The organism is Thalassospira sp. UBA1131 (assembly GCF_002311515.1).
Taxonomy (GTDB): Bacteria; Pseudomonadota; Alphaproteobacteria; order Rhodospirillales; family Thalassospiraceae; genus Thalassospira.
Map to the genome: position 1 here is coordinate 27,603 of NZ_DCAO01000033.1, position 2,232 is coordinate 29,834.

At 58.2% G+C, this 2,232-nt stretch carries 1 protein-coding gene and 1 pseudogene; one reads left to right on the plus strand and one right to left on the minus strand.

Going from position 1 to position 2,232, the window contains the following annotated elements:
- Window positions 1-27: 27 nt before the first annotated feature.
- Window positions 28-1,179, plus strand: a complete 1,152-nt coding sequence (locus B3Z49_RS04890; RefSeq protein WP_296988570.1) for a pyridoxal phosphate-dependent aminotransferase — start codon at window positions 28-30, stop codon at window positions 1,177-1,179.
- 72 nt (window positions 1,180-1,251) lie between these two features.
- On the opposite strand, the pseudogene B3Z49_RS04895 reads toward B3Z49_RS04890, so the two are convergent.
- Window positions 1,252-2,232, minus strand: a pseudogene (locus tag B3Z49_RS04895) (ribonuclease E/G); the annotation flags it as partial.

Sequence of the window (2,232 nt, forward strand, 5' to 3'; positions counted from 1 at the left end):
TCTTAAACACATGTCAGGACCCCACAAATGGCATTGAAACAATCCCTTCGTGGTGCAATTTCGCCCTTTATCGTGATGGATGTGATGCGTGCGGCCAATGCGCGCGAAAAGGAAGGCAAGGCGGTTTACCACCTTGAAGTCGGCCAGCCCGGAACCCCGGCACCACGCAAGGTGCGCGAAGCCGCGGCCAAGGCGCTCGAGTCCGATCTGATCGGCTATACCAACGCCATGGGCATCGATCCGCTCCGCGAAGCCATTGCCGGGCACTACAAAACCAAGTTTGGTGTTTCGGTCGATCCGGCGCGGGTTTGTGTTGCCAGTGGTTCTTCATCGATCTTTGTGCTGGCGTTTTTGGCAGCCTTCGATGCAGGCGACCGTGTGGCAATGGCTGCGCCGGGCTATCCTGCCTATCACAACATCCTAAGCGCACTGGGTATTGATACGATCAACCTGCCTGCCGGGCCGGAAACCCATTATCAGCCGACTGTTCAGATGCTGCGCGATCTGGATGAACCGGTTGATGGTCTGATCGTTGCCAGCCCGTCCAACCCGGCGGGCAGCATGATCGATGTCGAAACCTATCGCGAACTTGCAACCTATTGCCGCGAAAACGGTATTCGCCTGATCAGTGACGAGATCTATCAGGGCATTTCATTTGGTGACGTTGCCGAATGTACCGCCCTTGAATTCGGTGATGAGGCGATCATCATCAACAGTTTCTCGAAATACTTTTCCATGACCGGCTGGCGTCTGGGTTGGGCAATTGTCCCACCCGATCTGATGCGCGCGGTCGAATGCCTGCAGCAGAACCTGTTTATCTCGGCCCCGGCGTTGTCACAGTTGGCAGCGGTTGCCGCCTTTGAGTGCGAGGACGAGCTGCAAGCCAATATCGCGGCTTATGCGCGCAATCGTGAAATCCTGCTGGACGGGTTGCCCAAGGCGGGGTTTACCAAGTTTGCCCCGGCGGATGGAGCGTTTTACCTCTATGCCGACGTGCGCGATCTGACCAATGACAGCGAAGCGTTCTGCAAGCAGATGCTCGAAGAAACCGGCGTTGCCACGACACCGGGGACGGACTTTGATCGTATGCGCGGCAAGGGCTATGTGCGTTTCTCGTTCGCACATAGCGAAGACACCATGACCGGTGCGGTCAAGGCGCTGCAGAACTGGAAACGCTGATCTTTCAATAGATCACGACGAAAAAAGGGCTGCCCATCGGGCAGCCCTTTTTGTTTGTTCAGATGCCCGGTCTTAATGACCAAGGCTCCACCAGCCGCGTTTCTTCGGCTTCGGCTTTTCATCCTTGGCCGGCTCGGGCGCAGGGGCTGCTTCCGGTGCCGGGGCAGGTGCCGGTTCGGTTTTCTCGGCTTTGGCCGGTTCAGCGGCTTTCGGCTCGGCAGGCTTTTCAGCCGGGGCTTCTGCCTTTGGCGTTTCTTTCTTCGGTGCCGGTGCGCTGACTTCTGCCGGGGCAGATGCCGGTGCGCTTGCGGCTTCCGGTTTTGCTTCCGCCTGGGTTTCAGGCTTTGCTTCCGGGGCCGGACCAGACTGGATCGGGATGTTTTTCACATCACCACGATCTTCATCACCGTCAGTGCGATCAGAACGGTTGTTGCGATCACGGCGATTGCGGCGGTTATCATTGCGATCACGGCGCGGACGGGCCGGGGCCGGGGCAGTGGTGCTGCGCGTACGACCAGCACGAACGCCTTCCTGATCAAAGCTGTCGGCATCCTGACCTTCGCTGTCGGCGTCGATCACGGTGTTTTCATCCGTACCGTCCGGTGCTTCATGATCACGATTGCGGCGTGCTGCCGTCAGGGCCGGATCATCTGCCGGTGAACGGGTACGGTTGCCGTCAAAGTCCTGACGACGCGAACGACGGCGACCACCACGCTTGCCACGACGGCGGCGCTTGCGATTGCTTTCGTCATCATCGTCATCATTATTGTTGCCATCTGCATTATCAGATGCGCCATCGCTGTCGTCTGATGCTTCCTGCGGCTGATCATTGTTGCGATCATCGCGGTCATCATTGCGGCCACGGCGACGACGACGGCGACGACGGCGCTTGCCGCCCTGATCGTCGTCTTCGTTGCGCTCGATTTCGTCGTCTTCTTCTTCGAGATCAACCGGGTTTTCAATCGCGGTCAGCGACACACTGTCGGTATTGAGAACCGCAGAAACCTCTTCAACCTCGTCACCTTTTTTCGCGCGTGTACGCTCGATACGGTG

Bases quoted from the DNA above. Each gene is read 5' to 3' on its own strand.
- B3Z49_RS04890 (WP_296988570.1), top strand. From the start codon at position 28: ATGGCATTGAAACAATCCCTTCGTGGTGCAATTTCGCCCTTTATCGTG.